Source organism: Rubrivivax soli, assembly GCF_049810355.1.
In the GTDB taxonomy this organism is placed as follows: domain Bacteria; phylum Pseudomonadota; class Gammaproteobacteria; order Burkholderiales; family Burkholderiaceae_C; genus Rubrivivax.
The window spans coordinates 1525390-1550252 of the sequence record NZ_CP187368.1; the positions used below are offsets into that span (position 1 = coordinate 1525390).

The following is a 24863-nucleotide window of genomic DNA, read 5'->3' on the forward strand; positions in this document are numbered from 1 at the left end:
CCACCACGGCCGCGCGGGACGGACACTGGGCGCCTTGCCACTGACCCGGTGCCCGCCATGCCCCCAGCCTGCCCGATCGCCTGCTTCATCCGCTACGAGATCGACCCCTTCCAGCGCGACGCGTTCGAGCGCTACGCGCAGGCCTGGGGCCGCATCATCCCGCGCTGCGGCGGCCACCTCATCGGCTACTTCCTGCCGCACGAAGGCAGCAACGTCGAGGCCTGGGGACTGGTCGGCTTCGACTCGCTGGCCGCCTACGAGGCCTACCGCCAGCGCCTGCGGGCCGACGCCGAAGGGCGCGAGAACTTCGCGTTCGCCCAGCGCGCGCGCTTCATCGTGCGCGAGGAACGCCGCTTCACCGCCACGGTGGCCGGCACCTTCGCACGCGCGCCGGAGCCGCAATGAGCCTGGCCGTGCTGTTCGAGGTGACGCCGCTGGCAGGCTGCGCACCGCGCTATTTCGAGATCGCCGCCGCACTGCGGCCGGCGCTGGATGCCATCGACGGCTTCCTCGGCGTCGAGCGTTTCGAGAGCCTGGCGCGGCCGGGCACCTACCTGTCGCTGAGCTGGTGGCGTGACGAGGACGCGATCCGCCAATGGCGCAACATGGCCTGCCACCGCAGCGGCCAGCACGAAGGCCGCGCGCAGGTGTTCGCCGGCTACCGCATCCGGGTCGTCGCGACGCTGCGCGACTACGGCATGCACGACCGTGCGCAGGCGCCGGCCGATGCCGGCATCGCGCTGCTGTAGCGCCCGCATGCCCGCTGCACCCGCCATGCCGCAGGAACCCCGCTTCGTGCGTGTCGCCGCGCTGGTGGCCGACGCCACCCGCGCGCGCATGCTGGCCTACCTGCTGGGCGGCGAGCTCGCCAGCGCCGGCGAACTGGCGCGCGCCGCGCAGGTGACGCCGGCGACGGCCAGCGGCCACCTGGCGCAGCTGCTGGACGCGGGCCTGCTGGCCTGTGAACCGCAGGGCCGCCACCGCTACTACCGCCTGGCCGACGCCGAGGTGGCGCAGGCCCTGGAGGCGCTGGCGCTGGTGGCCGAACGCGACAGCCACGCCCGCGACTGGGCCAGCCCCGCGCGCCAGCGCCTGCGCCACGCCCGCTGCTGCTATGGCCACCTCGCGGGCCGGCTGGGCGTGGCGCTGCTGCACAACCAGCTGCAGCGCGGCTGGCTGCTGCCGGCCGGCGACGGCTATGCCGTCAGCACCGCCGGTGCCGCGGCGCTGGACGCCATCGGCCTGGACGGCGCAGCCTGGCAGCGCCTGGGCGCCGGCCGCGCGCTGGGCTACGGCTGCCTGGACTGGTCCGAGCGGCGCGACCACCTCGCCGGCCGGCTGGCGGCCGCCTGGCTGCGCCATGGCATCGAGCGCGGCTGGTGGCGGCGCCACGGCGGCGAACGCAGCCTCGCGCTGACGCCTGCCGGGCAGCTGGTGCTGGCCGACTGGCTGGAGCTGCCGCCGGGCTGACTGCGCAGGCAGCCGCCTGCAGCGCGCGGGCCGGCGGGCGCGCCGCAGGCCCGGTCACTATCATCGCGCCCGACTTCCACCCGCCGGCCGCTCACCGTGAATCCGACCTCCCTGCCCGCCTTCGACCTGCTGGGCCACGGCGTGCGCGACTGGGGCATCGTCGCGGTGTTCGCGGTGGTCTACCTCGGCATGTTCCTCGGCGGCCTGCCGCGGCTGAAGCTGGACCGCTCGGGCGTGGCGCTGCTGGGCGCCATCGCCGTGATCGCGCTCACCGGGCAGAGCGTGGACGACGCCGCGCGCAGCGTCGACCTGCCCACCATCGTGCTGCTGTTCGCCTTCATGGTGCTGTCGGCGCAGATGCGGCTGGGCGGCTTCTACACCGCGGTGACGCAGCGCGTGGCGGCGCTGCCGCTGTCGCGCCGCGGGCTGATGGCGGCGCTGATCGCGGTGGCCGGCGCGCTGTCGGCGGTGTTCTCCAACGACATCGTCTGCCTGGCCATGACGCCGGTGGTCGCGCGGCTGTGCCTGCAGCGCGGGCTGCCGCCGGTGCCCTTCCTGATCGGCCTGGCATGCGCGGCCAACATCGGTTCGGCCGCCACGCTGATCGGCAACCCGCAGAACATGCTGATCGGATCGGTGCTGCAGCTGCCCTTCGCCGGCTACGTGCGGCAGGCGCTGCCGCCGGTGGCTCTGAGCCTGCTGCTGCTGTGGCTGTGGCTGGCGTGGGGCCCCGGCAGCGCCGCGGCACCGGCTGCGGCGGCGGCCCCGGCGGGGGCCGGCGACGACGAACCCGCCTTCGACGCGCTGCAGTCGGCCAAGGGCCTGCTGGTGGCCGCGGCGCTGCTGTTCGTGTTCCTGTTCACCGACTGGCCGCGCGAGGTGGCGGCCCTGGTCGGCGCCGCGGTGCTGCTGCTGAGCCGGCGCCTGTACTCGTCGCACGTGCTGGGCTTCGTCGACTGGCAACTGCTGCTGCTGTTCATCGGCCTGTTCGTCGTCAACCACGCCTTCGAGACCACCGGGCTGGCGGCACAGGCGGTGGCCTGGCTGGGCACACGCGGCGTGGTGCTGGCCGACCCCGGCGCGCTGCTGGTGGCGGGCGTGGCGCTGTCGAACCTGGTCAGCAACGTGCCGGCCGTGATGCTGCTGCTGCCGCACCTGCAAGGCGACAGCGCCGGCGTGCTGCTGGCGCTGGTCAGCACGCTGGCCGGCAACCTGCTGCTGGTGGGCTCGATCGCCAACCTGATCGTCGTCGATCTGGCGAAGCGCAGCGGCATCGCGATCGACTGGCGGCAGCACGCGGCCATCGGCGTGCCGGTGACGCTGGGCACGCTGGCCGTGGTGTGGGCCTGGCTGCGCTGGGCGGCCTGAACACCCGGGCGCGCGGCGCTCAGGGCCGCGCTGCGGCTCCGGTCGGCGCTGCTGTCGCTGCCGTGCGCCAGGCCGGCCGCGCCTGGGCGCGCGTGTCGCTGCGCGGATAGGCGCGCCCCACCAGAACCGGCGCCGGCTGGCCCGCCAGCTGCGCCCAGGCCGACAGCTGCTCCTGGGTGCTGTCCCAGTCGCGACCGAAGAGCGTCGGCCCGTGTTCGTACATCCACAGCGCCACGGCGGCCGACGGCGCATGGCCCGCGTCGGCCAGGCTGTTGAATCGCCCGAAAGCCTCGGCAAAGCGGCCCTGGCGGAACGAGGCCACGGCGTTGGCGTGCAACTGCTCGGCGGTGGTCGACGTGCCGGGGCGCTGCGCGTGGGCGGCCGGGGCCTGGCCGGCCAGCATCAGCGCGACCAGCATCGGCAGCGTTGCCTGCGTGGCGCGGCGGGACAGGAAGGTGATGAACATGGCGGGTCTCCTCGTGTGGTGGTGCGGGTGTGTGCCACCATGGTCGAGCGACGCGTGCCTGCACGCGCACCACGGTTCAATAGTGAACGGCGAACGGTGAACGGGGCCGGGGGGCGCAGCGCCGCGCCAGGGCATCACAGCAACACGACAACGCGATGGAACACGCCGACGAGATCCTGGCCGAACTGGCCAAGCTGGGCGAGACCCGTACCTGGGAGCCGGGCACGGCCGTGGTCACCGAAGGCGAGCCGGCCGACTGCATGTACATCGTGCACACGGGCGAGCTGCGCGCGGTGGTGACGGGCGACGGCGGCCGCACGGTGGAGCTGAACACGCTGCGCCCGGGCGAGTTCTTCGGCGAGCTGATGCTCAGCGGCGGGCGCCGCGCCGCCACCGTGGAAGTGACCGAACGCGCCCGGCTGACCCGCGTCGGGCGGGCCGAGTTCGAGCGCGTGCTGGCCGCGCGGCCCGACCTGGCGCTGCACCTGATGCAGCGCCTGGTGCAGCGCGTGCGCACGCTGACGCACACCGTGGGCCGCCTCGCCTCGGTCGACGTCTACGGGCGCCTGGTGGGGCTGTTCGACGCGCTCGCGGTCGACGAAGGCGGCCGCCGCGTCGTGCCCGGGCCGCTGAGCCAGGCCCGCATCGCCGAGCGCCTGGGGGCGTCGAAGGTGATGGTCAACCGGCTGCTGCAGGACCTGGCACGCGGCGGCTACATCGAGGTCTCGCGCACGCACATCGTGCTGCTGCGCAAGCTGCCGCCGCGCTGGTAAGCGCCGCACGCGCTGCGGGCCGGCGCGGCGCCGCAGGGCGGCCACCGCAGCTCAGGGCCAGACCAGCGCGGCCGAAGCGCTGTGCGTGACGCAGGCGGCCGTGAGCCGGGCCGTCGCGCGCCTGGAAGCGCACCTGGGCTACCCGCTGTTCGAACGGCATGCCCACGGCGTGGTGCCCACGCCCCGCGCGCACGACCTGCGCCAGCGCATCGAGGCCAGCGTGCAGGCGCTGGAGCAGGCGTTCAGCGATCTGCGCAAGCCCTTTCGCGGCGGGCGCCGCCCCTTGCGCCTGAGCGCGGTGGCGACCCTCGGCACGCGCTGGCTGATGCCCCGGCTGAGCCAGTTCCAGAAACGGCACCCCGACATCGACATCGCCCTGCGGCCATCGCGGCCCGAGGAAACCACGTGGCTCGAGGACGTGGACGTGTGGATCGAGATCAAGCGCCCGGGCCGGCCGTGGCCGCGCAACATCACGGCCCGCTACCTGCTGGGACGCGAGATCACGCCGGTGTGCACGCCGGCCATCGCCCAGCGCTTGAAGACGCCCGCCGGCCTGCTGCGCGAGACGCTGCTGCACCACACGAACTTGCCCGGCAACTGGGCACTGTGGCTCGACCCGGCCGGCGTGCCCAGCGACAAGGTGAAGCTGGGCGGCGGGTTCGACCTGGCCAGCAACATGATCGTGGCCGCGTGCTCCGGCATGGGCGTAGCCGTGATCCAGCCGTGCCTGGTGGAGCGCGAGCTGTCCACCGGCGAACTCGTGCGGCCGTTCGCACGCACCGTGTCCACCGGGCGCGGGTACTACTTGTGTGCGCGCAAGGGGGTGGCCGAAGATGGGCCGGCGGGGCTGTTCATGGATTGGGTCAAGGCCATGGCGCGGAGTGGCGTGGGTTGAGGCTTCGGGGGTGATGGGCGGGAAAGGGGAGGCTTGTGCTGGGACCGCTCGGGCCTGCGTCGGTGGGCGCGCGGGGCGGCCTGATGGTGAAGCGGATCGTGGCCAGTCCCCCTCGCAGGGGTCCGCGTCTCAAGTTGTCAATCATGCAGCCACGATCTGAGTGGCGGCTCAGGACTGATCGCGGTCGTTCGCGGTTCTGGACTGGGTGACTGCTCTCGCCAAGAGCAGTCGTCTGAGCTGGCCGGCGTGCCTGCGGCCATGTAGTGCTGGGCGGCCACCTGGGTTTAGACCTTCGATGACGGCACGCAGGTGCGCAAAGTGGGCGCAGCCCAACCGCTGGACGTAGGCGCCATCCTCTGCAGTTGTTGTGCGAGGCGCGATGTCAGGCCGCAGTTGGACCTGCCGGCCTACCGGCCTGCGAATTGATGCGTCGGGTGTTGGCTGCCGCGGTCTGACCATCGCAAGACGCCTGGTCGTCCTATTCAACCGAGCAGTTGCTGGGCCTTCTTGATGGCACAGCCTTGGGATCAGCGGTCCAACAAGGTGCCTTGGTACGATTCGCTACCAGCGAACGAGCCTGCGGCAATCCAGTCTTGCGGCTCTGTTATCGCAGCAAGGTCCTCGAATGGCGACGGCAAGAACAGGCTACGGCGATAACGAGCACAGCATCCTGTACGCAGAGACCTCCGGGTGCTGCCCGCTGTGCTCGAAGTCAATTCTCTTTCGCAAGCCGGGCTCAAGCAGGTGGAGCAAAGGCTACGAAGTGGCTCATATCTATCCGCTGAATCCGACCCCGTCCCAAATCACGGCTCTAATTGGCCGCGCCGCTCCTCAAGCTATTAATGCCCTCGAGAACGTCATTGCGCTTTGCCCCTCCTGCCACACGAAGTACGACAAGGACTTCAAGCTGGATGAGATGGACAAGCTTAGAAAAATCAAGGACGGCTTCCTCGCTGAGGCGCGCGCCAACGCAACGGTGTCCGACTACAAGATTCAGGAAGAGGTGTACGCAATCCTGGACAGTATTACTTCACTGAGCAGCATTGAGCAAGACATCCCTCTAACCAGCTTCGACTTCACGACCGTGGATAGAAAGCTGATTGCGGGGATGAGCCCTTTGCAAAAGCATGAAATCAAGGCCCAGGCCGTCACCTTCTATGTTCGCATCCGGGACCAGATCCGCATGTTGGAGCAGAGTGACCAAGTAGCCGTGCGCTTGCTGCAGAGCCAGATCAACACCTACTACTTGGCGATGCAGCAGCAGAATCCTGACAACAAGGACGCGGTTTTCAACTTCGTAGCGCAGTGGATCAGCGCTCGAACTGGCAGGCCACTTCTAGCCGCAAAGGTGCTGACGTCTTTCTTCGTCCAGAACTGTGAGGTCTTCGATGTTGGTTCCTAGCAAGTTCACACGACTTGAGGAGTCGACACTGTTCAAGATGCGGAAGGTCTTGATGGGCAAATCGCAGGGGGAGACCGTGCAGGATGTCTACCGCCGCACTCACGGCGTCTTTCAGGATGCGACGGAGTTCCTTCACGCGCTGGATGTGTTGTACGTACTCGGCATGCTGACCATTGAAGTAGAGACAGGCTCGATTAGCTATGCTTAAAGAAATCCGATGCGTTCACTTCAGCCATTCACCGATTGAGTTCCGCCCTGGCTTGAACGTCATCCTCGGAGACGATGACGCAAAGAACTCCATTGGCAAATCCACGGTTCTCATGGTCATCGACTTCGTATTCGGTGGCTCGACCTTCGCAGAAAGGGACGATGCGGGCGCCATCCGTGAGCTCGGGCCGCATCGCTACGACTTTTCGTTCGAGTTCGGTTCCGAGCGGTTGTACTTTTCACGCGCGACTGATAGCCCTGACATAGTGCAGGAGTGCAATACAGAGTACGAGGCACAGCGCGAGCTTGGAATCGACGAGTACAACAGGCTATTGAAGCGCTTGTACGGGCTGGAAGAGCTGGAGGGCACGTTCCGGTCGATCGTGAATCCGTTTTCGCGCATTTGGAAGAAGGGCGGGCTGAACCCAAGCCACCCATTCGTGGGCGCAGACAAGGAGCCAATCGCGGCGGCCATCAACCGCCTGGTTGACCTATTCGGCCGCAGCCCTGATGTGGCACTAGAGCGCAAGACTTTGGACGGTCTGAAGAACCGCAAGAAGCTCATCAGCGACTCCATGACTGCGAGCATCATCCCGAAGATCACCAAGTCCCAGTACCTAGAGAACGCCCGGTCAATCGAGTCCAACCAGGCTCAGATTGAGCAGTTGAAAAACGGGTTCAGCGGCGCCCTCACTGTCTATGAGTCGCTGTTCGACCAAGACTTGCAGAAGAAGCAGCAGCGCAAGCTTGAGCTTGGTAGCCATCGCATCGAACTTCATACCAAGGTCCGCCGCCTTGAGCGGGAGATCTTGGGCATCACACCGCGACTTGCGGCCAATATTGCGCTCGTCGCCGACTTCTTCCCGACGGTTGACGTGCAGCGCCTCGAACAGGTTGAGGGCTTCCACCAGAAGATTGGCAGCATCGTCAAGAAAGAATTGAAGGATGAGCTGGCTGCCACTGTCGTGGAAGAGCGTGCAATAGCGTCTGAGCTGGCTCAGGTGGATGGTGAGATTCAGGCATCACTGCAGTCGAAGGGCCTACCTGACGACGTGTTCAATCGCGTTTTCGAACTGAAAGGTGCCGTCGACAAGGCAGCCGCCGAAAACTATCACTTCGAGAGCAAGCTCAACATCGACGCCGCTGTTAAGGACTCAAACGATCGCCTAGAAAACATCTATGCGGGAATTTTCTTGGCCATCGAAGGCCAAGTGAACAGCAAGCTCAGGTCGTTCAACAAGGTGGTCTATGGTCCGTCGCGGGTCGCCTCAGAACTCCGCATTAGGAACGCTGGGTCTTATCTCTTTACCTCACCGGACGACACCGGCACTGGCAAGTCCTTCGCAGGCCTTGTGGGTTTTGACCTGGCGATGCTGTCGCTCACTAAGTTGCCGATGGCGCTTCACGACTCGGTTATCTACAAGAATATCGAGGTGCCAGCGACGGCCCGTATTCTGCGCATCCTGGCAGCCATGCAGTCGAAGCAGATTTTTCTGTCGTTCGACGAGGCGAAGAAGTTTGGGCCGGCTGTGGAGCAGCTGCTAGAACGCTTCACAGTCTTGAAGCTTGCCCACAACGACCTGCTGTACATCAAGGATTGGCGCACTCAAAAGTAGTCGCTTTGCAGGCGTTGGTTGGGTCTTCCGTTTGCCGAGCATCGCGCCGGCCAACGTGGGCATGTCGCACTGACTTAGCAGCGGCCGTTGGTACGCGGCTTCTGCACTCATTGCCCACATTTTCAGATCCATCGTCGCACGTAGCGCCGATGTTGGAATTGACGCCGTTGGTGCTTTGCCGGCCAACCCAATAAATCACTAGAATCTGAGTGACTTAGATATCGGGGACGCCAGTATGGCTTGCTCAAGGGGTGCCGCGTCACCGAACGCCCATACTCAGCGTAGGCTTTTCGCTGCATCAGCCGGCTACTGTCAGAACCCGAATTGCGCCAACGAGCTCTTCGTGGACGCTGCGGGCACGAACATACACATTGCAGAGTTGGCACACGTATTTGCGGCCAACGATGGCGGTCCTCGTGCTGACCCAAACCTCACCGAGGAGGAACGCGGTGCGTTCGAGAACCTGATTGTGTTGTGTGCGAACTGTCACACGATGGTCGACAAGGCGCCTGATGCCTTCCCGGACGACATGATGCTGGGCTGGAAGCGCGATCACGCGAAGAAGCTTCGGGGGCTGTTTGGCGCGGCAAAGTTTGACGACCGCAGTAGTGCTCGTAAGGCTGTGGATCCGCTACTGACGGAAAACCGTTCGATCTTCGATAGATATGGGCCTCACATTGACGCAGCGAGGAACCCGGAAAGCGGTGCCGCTGAACAGTGGAAGCGGAAGATGCTGACTCGCATCCTTCCTAACAACAGACGCTTGCTCGCGATTCTTGACGCTAACCGCGACCTGCTTCGGGATGACGAGAGGGCGACCTTGGAGTTGTTACGGCAGCACATAGATGACCTTGAAGCTTTCCACATTGCAGGGATCAGAGAGGATGGCTCTCGCTTCCCAAACGAGCTAACCAACATCTTGAAGGACTGATCAGTGAGCAATGATCCGACTGAATGGGTAGCCGAAAAGCTGGTGGCTAAGGAGTACATGGAGGTTCTCGGCCGGACTGCTGAGGGCTTCCTGCTAGTCAAGTCACCAAAGACAGGCTACACGTTCTCAGTAGCGGTGCTAGGGGTGCGGGGTGTAATTCAGCCTTCTGACGTCGCTCCGCTTTTCGGCGGCGTCAACAAACCGCAGTTCGTGATGAACGTCCCATCCATGAGTTTGTGGAGCGGCGCAGCCATCGATCTTGTTCACGCCGCCGGCACCGCATTCGGAAAGTTGGGCGACATCGCACGGGCAGCTTCAACAGGCGACGCCGGTTCGTTCCGGGACAAGAACATGGGATTCTTCATCAACGCGATGGAGCAACACCGGAATGTGTCCCACGTCTCGTACGTCTTTGACACTGTCTTCAAGGCTGTGCGTGATTCAGGGTCGAGTCTTGTAGTCGCTGTCATCGAGGCGTACCACATGAGCGCCGAGGACGTGCGCAACGCAAGGGCCCGGGTAGGGCATTTTGATATCGTCGTGAAGTCGTCGAGCTATGGATCCATAACCGACCAAGCGCAGGCAGCGGCCAATTCGATGGGCGCTGAAGCCTTAGCGTTTGGTGAGCTGATGAGCCGCCTGCACAAGTGATCCGCGACCGCACAATTCGGAGCCTGCGCGAGATCGCTTGGTCACTCGGCGCCAAAGCCGAGGGAACTCAATGGCACCTCTTTGGCTCGGTCGAGCGCGACGAAGCAGGTGCGGCAGACATCGACCTACTAATCCTCTGTAAAAGCGATGAGCAAGCAGATGCTTTGCGGCGAGAGATCGATCCAGACGCGCTAGAGCTCCCAATTCATCTGGCCTTCATGACATTCGATGAAGCAGCTGCGATCGACGTTACCGCAGTCCAGCAAAGCCGGGCGATCATCCCCTAGGCACTGCGCCGAAGCCTGCAGTTGAACGTCCCCAAGGTGTCAGATAGCGCGCTTTGGCTGACCGTGAGCGACCGGCTCCAATCGCTGCAAATCCGCCGGTCGCCCCGCCGGCCGCTCGTCACCCCCCGTCGCCCGTGACCTACCATCACGCCCGACATGACCCCCGCCCTCCCCCAGCCCGCCCCCGCGCCCGCCGACCTCTCGCGCCACACGCCCATGATGGCCCAGTACCTGGGCATCAAGGCCGAGTTCCCCGACACGCTGGTCTTCTACCGCATGGGGGACTTCTACGAGCTGTTCTTCGACGACGCGCGCAAGGCCAACCGGCTGCTCGACATCACGCTGACCACCCGCGGCCAGAGCGCCGGCGAGCCGGTGGTGATGGCCGGTGTGCCGGTGCACGCGGTGGAAAGCTACCTCGCGCGGCTGATCAAGCTGGGCGAGGCCGTGGCGGTGGCCGAGCAGGTGGGCGACGTGGCCACCGCGAAGGGGCCGGTCGAGCGCAAGGTCGTGCGCGTGGTGACGCCCGGCACCGTGACCGACAGCGCGCTGATGGCCGAACGCGCCGACACGCTGCTGCTGGCGGTGCACAAGCACCGCGCCGCCTGGGGCCTGGCGTGGCTGGGGCTGAGCAGCGGGCAGCTCGGCATCACCGAATGCGGCGACCGCGAACTGCCCGGCTGGCTGGCGCGGCTGGCGCCGGCCGAACTGCTGCACGAGGCCGGCACGCTGGACGCCGCCTTCGACGGCGTGCGCGCCGCGCGCACCGCGCGCCCGGCCTGGCAGTTCGATACCGCGCTCGGTGACCGCAAGCTGCGCGAGCAGTTGCAGGTGGCCACGCTGGCCGGCTTCAACGCGCAGGACCTGCCGGTGGCGCAGGCCGCCGCCGCGGCGCTGCTGAGCTACGCCGAACACACGCAGGGACGCGCGCTGGCCCACGTGCGCACGCTGACGGTGGAACGCGCCAGCGACCTGCTGGAGCTGCCGCCGGCCACGCACCGCAACCTGGAACTGGTGCAGACGCTGCGCGGCGAGGACGCGCCCACGCTGCTGAGCCTGCTCGACACCTGCCGCACCGGCATGGGCAGCCGGCTGCTGCGCCACTGGCTGACGCATCCGCAGCGCGCACGCGCTGCGGCCAGCGCGCGCCACGACGCCATCGCCGAACTGATGACCAGCGGTTTCGAGCCGCTGCGCGAGGCGCTGCGCGGCGTGAGCGATGTCGAGCGCACCACGGCGCGCATCGCGCTGCGCCAGGTGCGCCCGCGCGAGCTCGCCGGCCTGCGCCAGACGCTGCACGGCCTGCCGGCGCTGCGCGCCGCGGCACCGGCCGGCAGCGCGCTGCTGGCGCAGCTGCACGCGGCGCTGCAGCCCGACGCCGGCGTCGCCGAAACGCTGCAGGCCATCGCCGACGAGCCCGCGGTGCTGCTGCGCGACGGCGGCGTCATCGCCGCCGGGGTCGATGCCGATCTCGACGAGCTGCGCGCCATCAGCCAGAACTGCGACAGCTTCCTGCTCGACCTGGAAGCGCGCGAACGCACGCGCACCGGCATTCCGAACCTGCGCGTGCAGTTCAACAAGGTGCACGGCTTCTACATCGAGGTGACCGCCTCGCACCAGGACAAGGTGCCCGCGGACTACCAGCGCCGGCAGACGCTGAAGAACGCCGAGCGCTACATCACGCCCGAGCTGAAGGCCTTCGAGGACAAGGCGTTGTCGGCCCAGGAGCGCGCGCTGGCGCGCGAGAAGTGGCTGTTCGAGCAGCTGCTCGACGCACTGCAGCAGCACCTGGGCGCGCTGTCGGCGCTGGCGCGTGCGCTGGCCAGCCTGGACGCGCTGGCGGCGCTGGCCGAGCGCGCGGCCACGCTGCAGTGGTGCCGGCCCGAGTTCGTGCCCTACCCCTGCATCGACATCGAGGCCGGCCGCCACCCGGTGGTGGAACAGCGGCTGCGCGAGACCACCGGTGCGGCCTTCATCGCCAACAACTGCCGCATGGACGCGAAGACGCGCATGCTCGTGATCACCGGCCCCAACATGGGCGGCAAGAGCACCTTCATGCGCCAGGTGGCGCTGACGGTGCTGCTGGCGGCCATCGGCTCCTACGTGCCTGCGGCGGCCTGCCGGCTGGGGCCGATCGACGCCATCCACACGCGCATCGGCGCGGCCGACGACCTGGCCAACGCGCAGTCCACCTTCATGCTGGAGATGACCGAGGCCGCGGCCATCGTGCATGGCGCCACCGAACACAGCCTGGTGCTGATGGACGAGATCGGCCGCGGCACCAGCACCTTCGACGGCCTGGCGCTGGCCTCGGCCATCGCGACGCAGCTGCACGACCGCAACCGCGCCTTCACGCTGTTTGCGACGCACTACTTCGAGCTCACCGAATTGCCCGCGCGGCACCCCCACGCGGTCAACCTGCACGTGGGCGCGGCCGAGAGCGGGCACGACATCGTCTTCCTGCACCAGATCGAGCCCGGCCCCGCCAGCCGCAGCTACGGCGTGCAGGTGGCGCGGCTGGCCGGCATGCCGCAGCCGCTGATCCGGCAGGCGCGTGCCACGCTGGAGGCGCTGGAGGCCAAGGCGCAGGCCGGTGCCGCGCAGGTGGACCTGTTCGCGCCGCCGCCGGCAGCGGCCATGCCCGAGCCCTCGGCGGTGGAAGCGGCGCTGGCCGCGGTCGACCCTGACCGGCTCAGCCCGCGCGAGGCGCTCGACGCCTTGTACCGGCTGAAGGCGCTGCAGCGCGGGCCGGGCTGACCACGGGCGGTGCTGGTAGGCTTGCGGCCTTCCGTCGCGCTCTGCACCCCCCGCCATGACCTACTGCGTGGGCATCCGCCTGGATGCCGGCCTCGTCTTCCTGTCCGACTCGCGCACGAATGCGGGCCTCGACCAGATCAGCACCTTCCGCAAGATGATGGTCTACGAGAAGCCCGGCGACCGCTTCATGGTGATGCTGTCGGCGGGCAACCTCAGCATCAGCCAGAGCGTGCGCGAGATCCTGCAGGTGGAAAAGCTCGACAACGGCGACGAGGAGCCGATCACGATCTGGAACGCGAGGAGCATGTTCGACGCCACGCGCGTGCTGGGCAGCGCGGTGCGGCGTGTGTACATGCAGGACGGGCCGTCGCTGAAGGCCGCCGGCATCGACTTCAACGCCAGCATGATCTTCGGCGGCCAGATCGGCGGCGAGGCGATGCGCATGTTCCTCGTCTACTCGGCCGGCAACTTCATCGAGGCCACGCGCGAGACCTGCTTCTTCCAGGTCGGCGAAAGCAAGTACGGCAAGCCCATCCTCGACCGCGTGCTGACGCCCAAGACCGGGCTGGACGAAGCCGCCAAGTGCGCGCTGGTCTCGATGGACAGCACGCTGAAGTCCAACCTCAGCGTCGGCCTGCCGCTGGACCTGCTGGTCTACCGCGCCGGCAGCCTGGCCTGCGACCAGATCGTCTGCATCGACGAGCAGAACCCGTACTTCCGCATGATCCACAGCACCTGGGGCCAGCGCCTGCGCGAGGTGTTCGAGGGCATCGACGACCCGCGCTGGGATGGCGGCGACACGCAGCACCCCTTGATGAGCCCGCTGCAGCGCTTCGAGCCCATGCGCAAGATCACCCACCCGGGCGAGCGCATCGTCTGATGCCGGGCCGCAAAGCACACCGTAGCGCCGGCACCCTGGTCTTCAGCCATGCCAACGGTTTCCCCGCGGGCACCTACCGGCTGCTGTTCGAACACTGGCAGGCCGCCGGCTGGCGCGTGCTGGCGCTGCCGAAGTTCGGCCACGACCCGGCCTTCCCGGTGGCCAGCAACTGGCCGCACACGCGCAACGAGCTGATCGCGTTCATCGAGCGCGAGGCGCCGGGCGAACGCGTGCACCTGGTCGGCCACTCGCTGGGCGGCTACCTCAGCCTGCTGGCCGCCTGCCGCCGGCCCGACCTGGCGGCCGGCCTGGTGCTGATCGACTCGCCGGTGCTGGCCGGCTGGCGCGCGCACAGCGTGCAGGTGGCGAAGGCGGCGCGGCTGATCGGCCGCATCTCGCCCGGGCGGGTGTCGAAGTCGCGGCGCACGCACTGGCCCAGTGCCGAGGCGGCGCATGCGCACTACGCGGCGAAGTCGCTGTTCGCGCGCTGGGACCCGCGTGTGCTGGCCGACTACATCGCCTGCGGCATCGAGCCCGACCCCGAGCATCCCGATGGTGGCGTCCGGCTGGCCTTCCGCCGCGAGGTGGAGACGCGCTTCTACAACACGCTGCCGCACCACTTCGGCACGCTGCTCAAGCGCCACCCGCCGCAGTGCCCGGTGGCCTTCCTCGGCGGCACGCGTTCGACCGAGGTGCGCCAGGTGGGCCTGGCCGAGACCCGCGCCGTCACGCGCGGGCGCATCGCCTGGCTGGAGGGCACGCATCTGTTCCCGATGGAGCAGCCGCTGGCCACGGCGGACGCGGTGCTGCAACTGCTGGAGACGCCTGCAGCCGCGGCGTCCGCACACCGCCACTGACCGGGCGCGGCGCTGCCGGCCCCCGCCTGCTGCGACCGAAGGACAAGGCCGTTGCCACGGGCATCAGGCCTGCGTGGTGCCGGCGGCGGCCAGCACGGCCTGCGCGCCGGCCTCGGCGCTGGCGAGCAGGTCGACGCTGCCGAGCAGCGCCACGGTGACGAAGGCGGCCAGGCCGAAGGCGGTGGCGCGGGCGGCGAGGGAAGTCTTCATGGTGGGGCTCCGAAGCACCGCGACAGGCGATGCGATGAGCGTGACTCTAGGCAGCGCGCCGCGCCGCCGCGAGCGCCTTGCGATGAAGCGCGCAGTGCGCCGACGGATGGCTGCCGCCGCGGGCCGAACGGCGGCAGCCACGGCGCGCGACGACCCCGATCAGCCGTGCCGCACCACCACCAGCGCCCCGTGCCGCGGCGGCGCCGGCCAGTCGGCGGCGGCCAGCACGGTGCAGCCCGGCGGCACGCTGCGCAGCGCGTTGATCCAGCCGCCGTGGCCCACCAGCAGCACGGCCCCGCGCTGCGCTGCCGCGAAGGCCCGCGCGCGCACGGCCAGGCGCGCCAGCGACTCGCCGCCGCCAGGCGCGTGGTGCAGCAGGTCGTGTCGCCAGGCCTCGACCTCGGACCAGGCGATCCGCGTCCATGGCAGGCCGTCCCAGGCGCCGAAGTCGACCTCGACCAGGCGCGCGTCGACCACGACCCGCCAGCCCCAGCGCCGCAGCCAGCCGCCCACGGCGCGGCAGCGCGCCAGCGGCGACACGTGGGCGGCGTGCGGCAGGCCGTGCACGCGCGCGGCGTGGCGGATGCGGTGCGCCAGGCGCTTGGCACGGCGCGGATCGACGGCCAGGTCGGTGCGGCCGATGCAGCGCCCGGCCGCGCCCTCGGCGCGCGGGTGGCGCCAGCACCAGAGCGTGGTGGCGGAGCCGTCCGCGTTCACCACTGCGCCAGCAGCACCAGGTACACCGCCAGCTCGGCGCCCTGCTGCGACGCGCCGAGCGTGTCACCGGTGTAGCCGCCCAGGCGCTGCTGCAGCCAGCGCGCCATCACCAACGCCACCACCAGCAGCGCAACACCCGCCAGCAGCAGGCGCTGCGGTTCCAGCCCGCAGGCCAGCGCCGCGGCGCCCACCACCACCAGCCACAGCGCCACCACCAGCAGCGTGTGGTTGTCGGCCTGCTGCGCCATCGGCTTGGCCTTGGCGTGGTCCGGGTCGCCGCCGTAGGGCAGCCAGCGCAGCAGCAGCACCGGCACCGCGCGCGAGCCGGCGTGCGCCAGCGGCAGCGCGATCAGCACCAGTTCCACGTCGCGCAGCGCCAGGCCCAGCAGCGCCGCGGCCTTCAGCGCCAGCACCGCCACCAGGCCCACGGTGCCGTAGCTGCCGATGCGCGAGTCCTTCATGATCTCGAGTGCACGTTCGCGGCTGACCGTGCCGCCCAGCGCGTCGCAGGTGTCGGCCAGGCCGTCTTCGTGGAAGGCGCCGGTGAGCCGCAACGTGGCCGCCATCGACAGCAGCACGGCCACCGCCGCCGGCCAGAAGTGCGCGCCAGTCCACAGCACCAGCGCCGCGAAGCCACCCACCACCAGGCCCACGGCCGGGTAGTGGCGCGCGCTGGCGTGCATCCACTCGGGTCGCCAGCCCACCCAGGCCGGCACCGGCACGCGCGTCAGGAACTGCAGCGCGATCAGGAACAGGCGCAGCTCATGCAGCACGGTCGCTGACCCCGGCGCTGTCGAAGCTGGCCATCTCGGCCAGCAGCAGCACGGCCGACTGCAGCAGCGGCCAGGCCAGCGCCGCACCCGAGCCTTCGCCCAGGCGCAGGCCCAGGTCGAGCAGCGGCTGCACGCCCAGGGCCTGCAGCCAGCGGCCGTGACCGTGTTCGGCCGAGCCGTGCGCGAACACGCAGCACGGCAGCACCGCGGGCTCGAGCGCTGCCGCCACGGCCACGGCCGCGGTGGTGATGAAGCCGTCGACCACGACCACGCGGCGTTCGCGCGCGGCCTGCAGCACGGCGCCGGACATCGTGGCGATCTCGGCGCCGCCCAAGGCCGCCAGCAGCGGCTGCACGCCCTGCACGCCGGCGTGGCGGTCGAGCGCACGCTGCAGCACCGCCGTCTTGTGCGCCAGGCCGGCGTCGTCGAGCCCGGTGCCGCGGCCCACGCACGCGGCCAGCGGCAGCCCGGTCAGGCGCGCCATCAGCAGCGCCGCGGGCGAGGTGTTGGCAATGCCCATCTCGCCCAGCAGCAGCACGTTGCCCGGCAGCCGGCGCAGCAGCGCGGCGCCGTTGTCCAGCGCGGCCTGGCACTGCGCGTCGGTGAGGGCCGCGGCCTGCGTGCTGTCGGCGCTGCCGTCGCACACGCGGGCCACGTGCAGCCCGGGCTGCGGCGCCAGCGGCTGCGCCACGCCGCAGTCCACCACCGTCAGCGCCAGCCCGTGCTGGCGCGCCAGCACCGACACCGCGGCGCCGCCGGCCAGCATGTTGGCCACCATCTGCACCGTCACGGCCTGCGGGTAGGCCGAGACCCCCTGCGCCGCGATGCCGTGGTCGGCCGCGAACACCACCAGCTGCGGCGCGTGCAGCTGCGGCGTCTCGCTCTGCTGCACCAGCGCCAGCTGCAGCGCCAGCGCTTCCAGCCGGCCCAGGGCGCCCAGCGGCTTGGTCTTGCGGTCGATGCGGTGCTGCACGCGGGCAGCCAGGGTGGACGTGGTCATTGCGCGAGGGCCCAGTCGGTGCAGAAACGGTGCAGCTGTTCGAGCCCGTCGGTCAGTGCCGCCGGTCCGGGCTGCAGGATGTCGCAGCTCTTGATCTCATGCAGGCGGCCCGCGCGCACCGCGGGCACGTCGGCCCAGCCCGCGCGCGCGGCCACCTTCTCGGGGCGGAACTTCTTGCCGCACCAGCTGCCGACGACGAGGTCGGGCACACGCCGCGCCGGTTCCAGCGCGTCGGCGATCACGCGGTCGCGGCCCATGCGCTGCGTGCCGAGTTCGGCGAAGACGTCGTCGCCGCCGGCAGTGCCGATCAACTCCGACACCCACTGGATGGCGCTGATCATCGGCGTGTCCCACTCCTCGAAGTACACGCGCGGCCGGCGCGGCCAGACCGCGGCCGCGGCCGCGATCTGCGCATGGCGCGCCTGGCACTGCGCGATCCAGGCCTCGGCGCGCTCCTGCGCGCCGACCAGCGCGGCCACCAGGCGCAGCGTGCGGAAGATCTCGGCCACGCTGCGCTGGTTGGTGATGTAGACGTCGAGCCCGGCGCGGATCAGCTTGTCGGCCAGCGCCGCCTGCATGTCGGAGAAGCCGATCACCAGGTCGGGCTGCAACGCGACGATCTTGTCGATCTTGCCGTCGAGGAAGGCGCTGACGCGCGGCTTCTCGTCGCGCGCGCGGCGCGGCCGCACCGTGTAGCCGCTGATGCCGACGATGCGCGCTTCTTCACCCAGCAGGTACAGCCACTCGGTGGTTTCTTCGGTGAGGCAGACGATGCGTTGCGGTCCCATGGCCGATCTTCTCCTGCCGGGTCAGTCCAGGTGCGGCAGCGCCACCGGGCGCGCACCGCGGTTGTCGATGCGCACGGCGCCGCCGAAGGCCGCCACCAGCGCGGCATGCAGCGCGGGGTCGTCGAAGGCGCCTTCGGCCTGCACACGCCCGTCCACCAGCACCAGCAGGCGGTCGGCGTGCAGCGCCAGCGGCAGGTCGTGCAGCACGCTGACCACCGTGCGCGTGGCCGCCAGGCGCCGGAACAGCCGCGCCAGCGCCACCTGGTGCGGCGCGTCCAGATGCGTGGTGGGCTCGTCCAGCAGCAGCACCGGCGCCTCGGTGGCCAGCGCGCGCGCCAGCAGCACACGCTGGCGCTCGCCGCCCGAGAGCTGCTGCAGCCGCCGGTGCTGCCAGGCGGTGCAGGCGGTGGCGTCCATCGCGGCGTCCACGGCGGCGGTGTCGGCGGGGCCCGCCGCACCGAGCAGGCCGATGTGCGGCAGGCGGCCCAGCAGCACGGTCTCGCGCACGGTGAGGTCGCCGCTGGTGTCGCTGCGCTGCGCCAGCCAGGCCACGCGCCGGGCGCGTTCGGCAGGCGGCCAGTCCTGCAGCGCGCGGTCGTCCAGCCGCACTTCGCCGCCGCTGGGCGGCAGCAGCCCGGCCAGCACGCGCAGCAGCGTCGACTTGCCGGCGCCGTTGGGGCCGACCACGGCCGTCCAGCCCGGCCGCAGCTGGCAGTGCACGCCGTGCAGCACGGCACGGCCTCCGAGCCGCGCATGCAGGTCGAAGGCCTGCAGCATCAGCCCACCTCCCGGCGGTGCAGCAGCCACAGCAGGTAGCTGCCGCCCAGCACCGCGGTCAGCACGCCCACGGGCAGTTCTTCGGGGGCGATGAGCGACCGCGCCAGCACGTCGGCCGCGGCCATCAGCACCGCGCCGGCGGCCGCACTGGCCGGCAGCGTGAACGCCTGCGGCGCCGGCGCGAAGCGGCGCACCAGGTGCGGCGACACCAGACCGACGAACGCCACCAGCCCGGCCTGCGACACCGCCAGCCCCGTGCACAGCGCCAGCAGCAGCACCAGCACCAGGCGCAGCCGCGGCAGCGGCAGGCCCAGGCTGTGGGCGCTGTCCTCGCCCAGGCTCAGCGCGTCCAGCGCACGCGCCAGCCGCCGCGCCAGCGGCAGCGTCAGCGCCAGGCCCGCCGCCAGCACGGCGACGCTGCCCCAGCCCAGGAAGCTGGTCGAGCCCAGCATGAAGGCCTGCTTGCCGCGCAGCGCCGCGGGCGACCAGGTGGTCACGAGGTCGGCCACCGCGCCCAGCACCACGCCCACCACCACGCCGGCCAGCAGCAGGCGCAGCGTCTGCTGCGCGCCGCGTGCGAGCGCCAGGGTCAGCAGCACGCCGGCGAGCGCGCCGACGAAGGCGGCGGCCACCAGGCCCAGCCGCGCCAGCCAGGCCGCGGTGGCCAGCGCCAGCGTGTGGCCCAGCGCGGCGCTGCCGGCCAGCAGCAGCACCACGGCCAGCGAGGCGCCGGCGGCGGTGCCGAGCAGGAACGGGTCGGCCAGCGGGTTGCGGAACAGGCCCTGCGCGATGGCGCCGGCCAGTCCCAGCAGCGCGCCCACGAGCAGCGCACCCAGCGTGCGCGGTGCGCGGATCTCGCCGACGATCAGCGCCGCCTGCGGCCCGGCCAGGTCGGCCCGCAGCCCGGCCCACGACCAGCCTTCGCTGCCCACGGCCAGCCCGGCCAGCAGCAGCAGCAGTGCCGCGGCCGCCAGCGCGGCCAGCAGGCGGCGGCGCTGGCGGCGGTCGTGCGCCGAGGCGGCGCTGTTCACGGGCGGCCGCCTCCGGCCGGCAACGCGACCAGGCAATCGACCACCAGGCGCGCGGCCTCGCCCATGCGCGGGCCCGGGCGCACCAGCACTTCGTAGCGCGGGCGCTCGAAGCCGCACACCTGCCCCTGCCGCAGGGCCGCCATGCCGGCCCAGCCCGGGCGCGCCGCCATGCCGGCCAGCTCGTGCTGCACGGCCATCACCAGCGCCGGCTGCGCGCGCACGACGAACTCGGGGTTGAGCTTCGGGAACGGCCCCAGCGCCGCCGGCACGATGTTGCCCAGGCCCAGCTGCTGCAGCGTCTGGCCGATGAACGACGCAGCGCCGGCGGCATAGGGCGAGCTCTCGACCTCGAAGTACACCGCGCTGCCCCGGTAGCGCGGCGGCACCCGCGCCGCGGCCTCGCCGATCTCGCGCTGCAGCTGCTGCCACAACGCCACGCCGCGCTCGGGCGTGCCCAGCAGGCGCGCCAGCAGCAGCAGGCTGCGCTGCACGTCGGCGTGGGTGTCGGAGTCGAGCACCAGCACCGTCATGCCCAGCGCCTCCAGGCGCTCGGTGACACGGGCCGAGCGTGCCGCCACCACCACGTCGGGCCGCAGCGCCACCGTGCGTTCGATGTTGGCGTCTTCCAGCCCGCCCAGCTGCGGCAGGCTGCGCACGCTGGCGGGCCAGTCGGAGTAGCGGTCGACGCCGACGAGCCGGCCACACGCGCCCAGCGCGCACAGACTCTCGGTGAACGACGGCAGCAGGCTGACGATGCGCTGCGGCGGCGCGGCCAGCCGCAGCGTGGCGCCGCGGTCGTCGCGCAGCTCCACCGGCTGCGCCCGGGCCGGCGCTGATGCCAGCACGCCCGCCAGCAGGCCCGCCAGCAGCAGGCCCTGCAGCGCGGCCAGCCACGACCACCATGCCGGGCGGCGGCTCATCGCGCGCCCTGCACCGGCACCTCGATGCCGGCCACCATCAGCGTCACGCGCGCGCACTGCGCGGCCACGCGCTGGTGCAGGCGGCCGAGCGCGTCGACGAACTGCCGCGCCTCGCGCGAGACCGGCATCACGCCCAGGCCGATCTCGTTGGAGACCAGCACCACCGGTCCGCGTGCCGCGGCCAGCGCTGCCAGCAGCGCGTGTTCGCGCGCCTGCGCATCGGCCAGCGGCGTGCCGTGCAGCGGCAGGTGCAGGTTGGTGAGCCACAGTGTCAGGCAGTCCACCACCAGCAGGTGCTCGGGGGTGGCCGACTCCAGCGCCTCGGGCAGCGCCAGCGGTTCTTCGCGCGTGCACAGCCGCGGCACGCGCGCCGCGCGGTCGGCACGGTGCTGCGCGATGCGCGCGCGCATCTCGTCGTCGCCGGCCTCGGCCGTGGCCAGCAGCGTGGCGCGCTGGCCCGGCTGCGCCAGCCAGGCCGCCGCGCGCGCTTCGGCGCAGCGCGACTTGCCGCTGCGTGCGCCGCCCAGGATCAGCTCGTGCAGCGGCATCGCGTCTACAGCCCGCCTTCGTAGCGCAGGCCCAGCCAGGCCTGCCTGCCCAGACCCTGGTAGTCGCGCGCCGGTTCGGTGTCGCGGTCGGTGGCGTTCAGCAGCCGGGCCTGCAGCGTCCAGCCGGCCGCCAAGGTCCAGGCGGCCTTCAGGTCGAGCGTGGTCTCGGCCGCGAGCTGCTTGCCGCTGTCGGGCCGCGCGCCCAGGTGCAGCACGCTGGCGCCGGCGCTCCAGGCGGCGCCGGTCCAGTCGGCCGACAGCGTCTCCTGGTGCGCGGCACGGCGGCTGAGGCGGGCACCGGTGGTCTCGTCGCGCGCGGTCAGGAAGTCCAGCTGCGCCTTCAGCTGCCAGGCCCCCAGGCGCTGCAGGCCCGACAGCGTGCTGCCGTCCAGCTGCGCGCGGCGGATGTTGCGCGCGCAGCCGAAGTCGTACGCCGGGTCGGGCGGGCAGAAGCTGCGGTCGCCTTCGTAGCCGATGAGGTCGCGCACGCGGTTGCGAAACACGGTCAGCGCGGCTTCGGTGTCGGCGCTGCGCCAGACCAGGCCGAGCTCGGCGCTGCGCCCGCGCTCGGGCTGCAGCGTCTCGACACCGTAGCCCGGGAAGTACAGGTCGTTGAAGCTGGGAGCGCGGAAGGTGGTGCCGGCCAGCGCGCGCAGCTTCAGCTGCGGCAGCAGCCGCATGCCGCCGCCCAGGCGGCCGGTGCTGACGCCGCCGTAGTCGGAGCTGTCGTCGCGGCGCAGCTCGCCCTGCCACGACCAGATGCCGGCGTCGCCGCTGAGCGCCAGCACGGCCGCGCCGGTGCGGCGCTCGACGTTGCGGCCGATGGGCGTGGCGAAGGCACGGTCGTCGCTGTGCTCCAGCGCCACCACGAGCTGGCCGAGCATGCCGCTGGCCCAGGCCAGCTGGCCCCCCACCTGCCGGCGCGTGGTGGTGAACACATCGATGCTGTTGCCGCCGCTGCGGCTGTCGTCCACGCTGCGCTGCGCGCGCAGGCTGGCCACGAGGCCCGGCCGCAGCGTGCCGCGCCAGTCGAGCGCGGCGAGCTCGGTGTCGAGCCGGTCGCGGAAGTCGGGTGTGTTGTCCTGGCTGAAGTCGGGCAGGTACTCGCTCGCGTCGTACTGCGCGTCCTGGCGGCTGCGCAGCAGCGTCAGGCCGATGCGGTGCCCGGCCGCCGGCGCGAAGCCGATGCGTGCATGCGCGGCATCGAGCTGGTAGCCGTCGCGGTCGGGGTTGTGGTTGCCGAACTGGTCGCCAGGGCGCAGCGTCGAGACGCCGTCGCTGCGCTCGTGCGACAGGCCGGCGGCCAGGTCCCAGGCGCCCTGCCGGCTGCGCACGCCGCCCGACAGCGCGCGGCTGCCGTAGCCGCCCACGGCAGCCGCAGCGTCGACCTGCGTGCCGGCGTCGCCGCGCTGCGTGAAGATCTGCACCACGCCGCCGATGGCGTCGGCGCCGTACAGGCTGGAGCCGGGACCGCGCAGCACCTCGATGCGCTCGATCTGCGACAGCGGCACGGCGTCGAACGACGGCTGGCCGAGCGTGGCCGAGCCGATGCGCACGCCGTCGACCAGCACCACGGTCTGGCCCGAGAACGCGCCGCGGATGAAGACGCCGCTGCTGTGGCCGGGCCCGCCGTTGCGCGAGAGCTGCATGCCGGCTTCGCGGCGCAGCAGGTCGGCCACGGAGTCGGCCGTGCTGGCGCGGATGGTGTCGGCGTCGATGACGACGACGTCCGCTGCCAGGCGCTCCACCGACAGCGGCTCGCGCACGCCGGTGACGACGATGGTCTCCGCGTGCAGCGGAAGTGAAGTGGAAATCAGCACAGCCGCGGCGATGGGTGCGCGGCACAAGACACGTTGGAACAAGAGAGAACCCTCCAGCCGCACGCCCCGTGCGGACCAGCCTGAACAGGCCGGAGTGCTGCAGGTGCGCGCGAGCCGGGCCGCGCCGGCCGCAAGCGGCCGAGCGGTCCACCCCATGCGCCGCCCACCGCGACACCGGCTTCCCGTGCAACAGGCCGGTATCCGGGCTTGCGAGTGCCGGTGCGGTGTTGCCACTGCACCGAAGCGTCCAGCGCCTTCCCAGTCCTTGGCGGACCAGTGGCTGCGATGCTGGAGGCTCCTCGCTGACCGTTGCGGGGGCAGCGCCGGAATTGCAGCAGGCCGTCAAGACCCGCTGCGCACCGGCTTCCCGTTGAACCCGTCTCCCCGAGCGGAAAGACAGGCACCTGTTGCAAGCGGGCGCAGTCTAGCAGCGCCGCCGCCGCGGCCCTTGCCCGACGTCAAGGGCCGAGCTGCTGCAGCTGCTGTTCGGCTTCGCGCACGTCCTTGCCCAGTTCGGCCAGGTAGCGCGCGCGCTGGTCGCCGCCGGGCTCGGCATTGGCGAAGCGGTCCAGCGTGTAGACGGCCGAGCTGTGCAGCACGCCGGCCAGGCGCGGCAGCATCACGCGGTCGGGGAAGGTGTCGGGCTTGAGCAGGAAGGCCTCGACGTCGCGCAGCCGCAGGGGGAACGCCGGCTGCCTGTCGTGCAGCAGGCGCCCGGCCACCGGCAGCACGATGGCCTGGCGGCCGCCGCCGAGTTCGGCGTTGAACAGCGCCAACGCGACCGGCTGGCCCGCCGCATCGTCGATGCGGCCGCTGACGACGTAGCGGCCGGGCAGGCGCACGTCGGCCTGCAGCACGAAGCGCAGATCGCCGCCTTCGGCCATGTCGCGCACGCCGGGCACCCAGGTGGCGGCGAGTTCGGGGCTGTAGACGAGGTCGAAGAACAGGAAGCCGGGCTGGCCGGCGTGGTCGAGGTGCAGCGTCAGGCGCACGGTGCCGGCGAAGTCCGTGAAACCCTGGGCGCCGGGCTGCAGCACCGCGCTGTGCACGCCGTCGCCGGCCTGCAGGTCGCCGCTGCTGCCGCGGTCGTTGACGTCGATCGCGACTTCGTTGGTGCGTGCGGTGCGGCCGGGTTCGGTCACTTCGTGCAGCATGGCGCGGGTCACGCGCAGCGGCTGCGGGCGGCCGTCGGCGTCGACGAGCGCGACGGTGATGCGCGCGGTCTCCAGGCCGGCCAGGAAGATGCGGTCCTGCGTGGTGCGCAGCCGCACGCCGGGCGTGACGCTGCCGCCCGGCATGCGCAGCGCGCGGTCTTCGGCGATGGGCTCGAAGGGGCGCACCTGGTCGGGGTGTTCCTCGATCGGGCGCGAGCTGTCGGGGTAGCGCGCCGCCTGCTGGTAGTTGGCGAGCGCGGTCTTCGCGCGCTCGAGCCGTTCGCGCCACAGCGCGATCTGCTCCTGGCGCTGCGCGGGGCTCAGGCCGGCGGCGGCCGGCAGCGCTGCCGCTGTGGCCGTTGATGCCGCCGGCAGCGCCGCGACCTCGCCGGCGGTGGTCTGCAGCAGCGGCGCGGCGTCTCCGGCGGCCATCGCCCTGGGCGGCACCGGTGCGGCCGAGGGTGCCGCCAGCCACCAGGCCAGCACGGCCGCCAGCGCCACCGCCACCAGCGCGGCGCGACCGGCCCCGCCGGCCTGGTGGTGGTGCGGGCGACGTGCGGGCACC

27 protein-coding genes and 1 riboswitch are annotated in these 24863 nt (G+C 70.8%); of the genes, 15 read left to right on the forward strand and 12 right to left on the reverse strand.

Annotated features, from left to right (window positions below; genetic code table 11):
- Positions 1-57: 57 nt before the first annotated feature.
- The 4 genes from ACPOLB_RS06910 to ACPOLB_RS06925 all read left to right on the forward strand — a co-directional run bounded on the left by ACPOLB_RS06910 (position 58) and on the right by ACPOLB_RS06925 (position 2838).
- Entirely contained in the window at positions 58-405 is a 348-nt protein-coding gene (locus tag ACPOLB_RS06910) for an NIPSNAP family protein (protein WP_425260567.1), read from the forward strand.
- Positions 402-749 (forward strand): antibiotic biosynthesis monooxygenase family protein, encoded by a 348-nt coding sequence (locus ACPOLB_RS06915; protein ID WP_425260568.1) that lies wholly within the window; start codon positions 402-404, stop codon positions 747-749. The genes ACPOLB_RS06910 and ACPOLB_RS06915 overlap by 4 nt, the downstream gene beginning before the upstream one ends.
- Before the next feature lie 25 nt (positions 750-774).
- Positions 775-1470, forward strand: a complete 696-nt coding sequence (locus ACPOLB_RS06920) for an ArsR/SmtB family transcription factor (protein WP_425260569.1) — start codon at positions 775-777, stop codon at positions 1468-1470.
- A 96-nt stretch (positions 1471-1566) separates the two neighbouring features.
- Entirely contained in the window at positions 1567-2838 is a 1272-nt protein-coding gene (locus tag ACPOLB_RS06925; RefSeq protein WP_425260570.1) for an anion transporter, read from the forward strand.
- A 19-nt stretch (positions 2839-2857) separates the two neighbouring features.
- On the opposite strand, the gene ACPOLB_RS06930 is transcribed toward ACPOLB_RS06925, so the two are convergent.
- Positions 2858-3304 carry a hypothetical protein gene (locus ACPOLB_RS06930; protein WP_425260571.1) on the reverse strand — a complete coding sequence of 149 codons (447 nt, stop codon included), beginning with the start codon at positions 3302-3304 and terminating at the stop codon, positions 2858-2860.
- Between the two features lie 155 nt (positions 3305-3459).
- Between ACPOLB_RS06930 and ACPOLB_RS06935 the strand changes: the two genes are divergently transcribed.
- The 11 genes from ACPOLB_RS06935 to ACPOLB_RS06985 all read left to right on the forward strand — a co-directional run bounded on the left by ACPOLB_RS06935 (position 3460) and on the right by ACPOLB_RS06985 (position 14560).
- A complete protein-coding gene (locus tag ACPOLB_RS06935; protein WP_425260572.1) occupies positions 3460-4077 on the forward strand; it encodes a Crp/Fnr family transcriptional regulator in 618 nt (205 codons plus the stop codon).
- Between the two features lie 100 nt (positions 4078-4177).
- Positions 4178-4972: a LysR substrate-binding domain-containing protein gene (locus ACPOLB_RS06940; protein WP_425260573.1), complete on the forward strand. Its 795-nt coding sequence runs from the start codon at positions 4178-4180 to the stop codon at positions 4970-4972.
- A 625-nt stretch (positions 4973-5597) separates the two neighbouring features.
- The gene (locus tag ACPOLB_RS06945; RefSeq protein ID WP_425260574.1) at positions 5598-6374 is read left to right on the forward strand and encodes an ABC-three component system protein; all 777 of its coding nucleotides are present in this window, start codon (positions 5598-5600) and stop codon (positions 6372-6374) included.
- 52 nt (positions 6375-6426) lie between these two features.
- The gene (locus ACPOLB_RS06950; RefSeq protein ID WP_425261889.1) at positions 6427-6582 is read left to right on the forward strand and encodes an ABC-three component system middle component 7; all 156 of its coding nucleotides are present in this window, start codon (positions 6427-6429) and stop codon (positions 6580-6582) included.
- Positions 6583-6634: 52 nt separating this feature from the next.
- Positions 6635-8197 carry a DUF2326 domain-containing protein gene (locus tag ACPOLB_RS06955; protein WP_425260575.1) on the forward strand — a complete coding sequence of 521 codons (1563 nt, stop codon included), beginning with the start codon at positions 6635-6637 and terminating at the stop codon, positions 8195-8197.
- A 343-nt stretch (positions 8198-8540) separates the two neighbouring features.
- The gene (locus tag ACPOLB_RS06960) at positions 8541-9128 is read left to right on the forward strand and encodes a hypothetical protein (protein WP_425260576.1); all 588 of its coding nucleotides are present in this window, start codon (positions 8541-8543) and stop codon (positions 9126-9128) included.
- Positions 9129-9131: 3 nt separating this feature from the next.
- Positions 9132-9779, forward strand: coding sequence for a hypothetical protein (locus ACPOLB_RS06965; protein WP_425260577.1), 648 nt, complete (start codon positions 9132-9134; stop codon positions 9777-9779).
- Complete coding sequence (locus tag ACPOLB_RS06970) at positions 9776-10066, forward strand: nucleotidyltransferase domain-containing protein (protein ID WP_425260578.1); 291 nt, start codon at positions 9776-9778, stop codon at positions 10064-10066. The genes ACPOLB_RS06965 and ACPOLB_RS06970 overlap by 4 nt, the downstream gene beginning before the upstream one ends.
- A gap of 156 nt (positions 10067-10222) precedes the next feature.
- Positions 10223-12823, forward strand: a complete 2601-nt coding sequence (mutS, locus tag ACPOLB_RS06975; RefSeq protein ID WP_425260579.1) for a DNA mismatch repair protein MutS — start codon at positions 10223-10225, stop codon at positions 12821-12823.
- 55 nt (positions 12824-12878) lie between these two features.
- The gene (locus tag ACPOLB_RS06980) at positions 12879-13703 is read left to right on the forward strand and encodes a peptidase (RefSeq protein WP_425260580.1); all 825 of its coding nucleotides are present in this window, start codon (positions 12879-12881) and stop codon (positions 13701-13703) included.
- Entirely contained in the window at positions 13703-14560 is an 858-nt protein-coding gene (locus tag ACPOLB_RS06985) for an alpha/beta hydrolase (protein ID WP_425260581.1), read from the forward strand. The genes ACPOLB_RS06980 and ACPOLB_RS06985 overlap by 1 nt, the downstream gene beginning before the upstream one ends.
- A gap of 63 nt (positions 14561-14623) precedes the next feature.
- On the opposite strand, the gene ACPOLB_RS06990 is transcribed toward ACPOLB_RS06985, so the two are convergent.
- The 11 genes from ACPOLB_RS06990 to ACPOLB_RS07040 all read right to left on the reverse strand — a co-directional run bounded on the left by ACPOLB_RS06990 (position 14624) and on the right by ACPOLB_RS07040 (position 24862).
- Positions 14624-14770, reverse strand: a complete 147-nt coding sequence (locus ACPOLB_RS06990) for a hypothetical protein (RefSeq protein WP_425260582.1) — start codon at positions 14768-14770, stop codon at positions 14624-14626.
- Positions 14771-14929: 159 nt separating this feature from the next.
- On the reverse strand, positions 14930-15490 hold the full coding sequence (locus ACPOLB_RS06995) for a histidine phosphatase family protein (RefSeq protein ID WP_425260583.1): 561 nt from the start codon (positions 15488-15490) through the stop codon (positions 14930-14932).
- Positions 15484-16260 (reverse strand): adenosylcobinamide-GDP ribazoletransferase, encoded by a 777-nt coding sequence (locus ACPOLB_RS07000; RefSeq protein ID WP_425260584.1) that lies wholly within the window; start codon positions 16258-16260, stop codon positions 15484-15486. Before ACPOLB_RS07000 ends, ACPOLB_RS06995 begins: the two co-directional genes overlap by 7 nt.
- Positions 16250-17260, reverse strand: a complete 1011-nt coding sequence (gene cobT / locus ACPOLB_RS07005; RefSeq protein WP_425260585.1) for a nicotinate-nucleotide--dimethylbenzimidazole phosphoribosyltransferase — start codon at positions 17258-17260, stop codon at positions 16250-16252. Before cobT ends, ACPOLB_RS07000 begins: the two co-directional genes overlap by 11 nt.
- On the reverse strand, positions 17257-18048 hold the full coding sequence (locus ACPOLB_RS07010; protein ID WP_425260586.1) for a helical backbone metal receptor: 792 nt from the start codon (positions 18046-18048) through the stop codon (positions 17257-17259). Before ACPOLB_RS07010 ends, cobT begins: the two co-directional genes overlap by 4 nt.
- A 21-nt stretch (positions 18049-18069) precedes the next feature.
- The gene (locus tag ACPOLB_RS07015) at positions 18070-18825 is read right to left on the reverse strand and encodes an ABC transporter ATP-binding protein (protein ID WP_425260587.1); all 756 of its coding nucleotides are present in this window, start codon (positions 18823-18825) and stop codon (positions 18070-18072) included.
- A complete protein-coding gene (locus tag ACPOLB_RS07020; protein WP_425260588.1) occupies positions 18825-19856 on the reverse strand; it encodes a FecCD family ABC transporter permease in 1032 nt (343 codons plus the stop codon). The genes ACPOLB_RS07015 and ACPOLB_RS07020 overlap by 1 nt, the downstream gene beginning before the upstream one ends.
- Positions 19853-20776: an ABC transporter substrate-binding protein gene (locus tag ACPOLB_RS07025; RefSeq protein WP_425260590.1), complete on the reverse strand. Its 924-nt coding sequence runs from the start codon at positions 20774-20776 to the stop codon at positions 19853-19855. Before ACPOLB_RS07025 ends, ACPOLB_RS07020 begins: the two co-directional genes overlap by 4 nt.
- A complete protein-coding gene (locus tag ACPOLB_RS07030; RefSeq protein WP_425260591.1) occupies positions 20773-21324 on the reverse strand; it encodes a bifunctional adenosylcobinamide kinase/adenosylcobinamide-phosphate guanylyltransferase in 552 nt (183 codons plus the stop codon). The genes ACPOLB_RS07025 and ACPOLB_RS07030 overlap by 4 nt, the downstream gene beginning before the upstream one ends.
- A 5-nt stretch (positions 21325-21329) precedes the next feature.
- The gene (locus tag ACPOLB_RS07035; protein WP_425260592.1) at positions 21330-23186 is read right to left on the reverse strand and encodes a TonB-dependent receptor domain-containing protein; all 1857 of its coding nucleotides are present in this window, start codon (positions 23184-23186) and stop codon (positions 21330-21332) included.
- 133 nt (positions 23187-23319) lie between these two features.
- Positions 23320-23567: riboswitch (cobalamin riboswitch) on the reverse strand.
- A 35-nt stretch (positions 23568-23602) separates the two neighbouring features.
- Entirely contained in the window at positions 23603-24862 is a 1260-nt protein-coding gene (locus ACPOLB_RS07040; RefSeq protein WP_425260593.1) for a hypothetical protein, read from the reverse strand.
- Position 24863: the final 1 nt, after the last annotated feature.

What these genes read in the sequence shown, in the direction of transcription:
- ACPOLB_RS06910 (WP_425260567.1), top strand. Translation starts at nt 58, where the DNA reads ATGCCCCCAGCCTGCCCGATCGCCTGCTTCATCCGCTACGAGATCGAC.
- ACPOLB_RS06915 (WP_425260568.1), top strand. Translation starts at nt 402, where the DNA reads ATGAGCCTGGCCGTGCTGTTCGAGGTGACGCCGCTGGCAGGCTGCGCA.
- ACPOLB_RS06920 (WP_425260569.1), top strand. Translation starts at nt 775, where the DNA reads ATGCCGCAGGAACCCCGCTTCGTGCGTGTCGCCGCGCTGGTGGCCGAC.
- ACPOLB_RS06930 (WP_425260571.1), bottom strand. Translation starts at nt 3,304, where the DNA reads ATGTTCATCACCTTCCTGTCCCGCCGCGCCACGCAGGCAACGCTGCCG.
- ACPOLB_RS06935 (WP_425260572.1), top strand. Translation starts at nt 3,460, where the DNA reads ATGGAACACGCCGACGAGATCCTGGCCGAACTGGCCAAGCTGGGCGAG.
- ACPOLB_RS06945 (WP_425260574.1), top strand. Translation starts at nt 5,598, where the DNA reads ATGGCGACGGCAAGAACAGGCTACGGCGATAACGAGCACAGCATCCTG.
- ACPOLB_RS06950 (WP_425261889.1), top strand. Translation starts at nt 6,427, where the DNA reads ATGGGCAAATCGCAGGGGGAGACCGTGCAGGATGTCTACCGCCGCACT.
- mutS (WP_425260579.1), top strand. Translation starts at nt 10,223, where the DNA reads ATGACCCCCGCCCTCCCCCAGCCCGCCCCCGCGCCCGCCGACCTCTCG.
- ACPOLB_RS06980 (WP_425260580.1), top strand. Translation starts at nt 12,879, where the DNA reads ATGACCTACTGCGTGGGCATCCGCCTGGATGCCGGCCTCGTCTTCCTG.
- ACPOLB_RS06985 (WP_425260581.1), top strand. Translation starts at nt 13,703, where the DNA reads ATGCCGGGCCGCAAAGCACACCGTAGCGCCGGCACCCTGGTCTTCAGC.
- ACPOLB_RS06990 (WP_425260582.1), bottom strand. Translation starts at nt 14,770, where the DNA reads ATGAAGACTTCCCTCGCCGCCCGCGCCACCGCCTTCGGCCTGGCCGCC.
- cobT (WP_425260585.1), bottom strand. Translation starts at nt 17,260, where the DNA reads ATGACCACGTCCACCCTGGCTGCCCGCGTGCAGCACCGCATCGACCGC.
- ACPOLB_RS07010 (WP_425260586.1), bottom strand. Translation starts at nt 18,048, where the DNA reads ATGGGACCGCAACGCATCGTCTGCCTCACCGAAGAAACCACCGAGTGG.
- ACPOLB_RS07015 (WP_425260587.1), bottom strand. Translation starts at nt 18,825, where the DNA reads ATGCTGCAGGCCTTCGACCTGCATGCGCGGCTCGGAGGCCGTGCCGTG.
- ACPOLB_RS07025 (WP_425260590.1), bottom strand. Translation starts at nt 20,776, where the DNA reads ATGAGCCGCCGCCCGGCATGGTGGTCGTGGCTGGCCGCGCTGCAGGGC.
- ACPOLB_RS07030 (WP_425260591.1), bottom strand. Translation starts at nt 21,324, where the DNA reads ATGCCGCTGCACGAGCTGATCCTGGGCGGCGCACGCAGCGGCAAGTCG.